The sequence below is a fragment of the Bathymodiolus azoricus thioautotrophic gill symbiont genome, from assembly GCF_001298715.1.
Classification (GTDB): domain Bacteria; phylum Pseudomonadota; class Gammaproteobacteria; order PS1; family Pseudothioglobaceae; genus Thiodubiliella.
In genome coordinates, this window is the sequence record NZ_CDSC02000129.1 from 1 (window position 1) to 1302 (window position 1302).

Genomic DNA, 1302 nt, shown 5'->3' on the forward strand with positions numbered 1-1302 from the left:
ACTCTAGTAAATTCATAAGGTCATGCATCTTCTTCTTTGTAGTGTCGGATGTGCAGCTTCAGGAGCAGATAGGTCGGCTAACTTCATTGGCACCTCCTCTATTATATTGCCAAATATCTCTCTCATAATACCTTCTGGTCCATGAACTAAAAAAATACCTTCTTTCGAATCGTGCTTGCCCTCAACCCTATACACCAAAATCAGGTGTCACGGATGTTCTATGAGTATCAAAATAGTCGACATATCCATCAATGACACTTTTGGGTGTTGCAGCGATACTTGGATTTTCACCCATATATTTAAAAGCGGGGTATGCTTTTGGGTTTTCATCTTCATTCTGCCTTATATTTGTTAGCGTATGGCCTGCGCCAACCAGAATGATTGAACTTCCTTTGAAGCTTCCCATGCTTCGCATTCTTTCGTATTCTTCTTTATCACGCCAATAATCTCTAGCAATAAAATAGGAGTTAAGGGGTGTCATTAGAATCTTTACATTTATTGTTGAATTTGTTAATTCTTGGGCTTCTTTAGGTGTTAAGTGCGAATATGACTTTTGCATTTCCTCTTGCGTATAGAAAGTGTTGATATATTCTGGATCTTGGCTAGGTCTTTCGTTTACATCAGCAGTAGCTGATTCCGTTATAAAATTTTGAAATTTAATTTCAGAGTTTAAATTCATTACTAAATAATTTCCTTGTGGTGTATCGTGGGCTTCTCCAACCCAAATATCCAATGCTCTTTGATTTGCCTTATAAGCGTTAATGTTGCTCACAAATCCGCTCCAAGATATAAGTGGAAAATGCCCCGTTGGATCCCTATATTTAAGCGGATTATTGCCCACATAAGCATACAAATTTAAGCCATCAACCGCCCCTGCTGAATCAGGGCTTATCCACCTCGTTAGCCAAGGGGTTAGGTACCTAGCACCGTAGTAAGACAAACCACTGCTATCATCTCTTTCTTTACCTGTGTAACGGTAGCGTTTTTGTTGCACTTGGGTTTTGTCTTTACCAGCGATGAGGGTAGTGCCACCATAGGGATAGTAGTGTTCGTAACTGAGAGTTTGGGCTTTATCGTCCAACTCCAAGGTATTGGATTGTAGGTGGCTGGTGAGTTGATAGCGGGTTTGACTGGGGTTTTGCGTGTTGTCTTTGCTGGTTTCACTAAATATATGAGTGCCAATGTGCAGGGTGTTGGTTTGTTGTTTTGCTTGGTTGATTGAAAGCTCTAGTGAAGGTAGGTAGTCTCTTTGGTTTTGCATTTGGCGGTTAGATTCAACCACAGTGCGGACTCGATTGCCTT

At 40.7% G+C, this 1302-nt stretch carries 1 protein-coding gene; it reads right to left on the reverse strand.

All coding sequences use genetic code 11. The features are described from left to right. Positions 1–187 precede the first annotated feature (187 nt). Positions 188–1302 (reverse strand): RHS repeat-associated core domain-containing protein (locus tag BAZSYMA_RS10300; RefSeq protein ID WP_241502524.1); only part of this gene is annotated, 1115 nt, incomplete at its 5' end.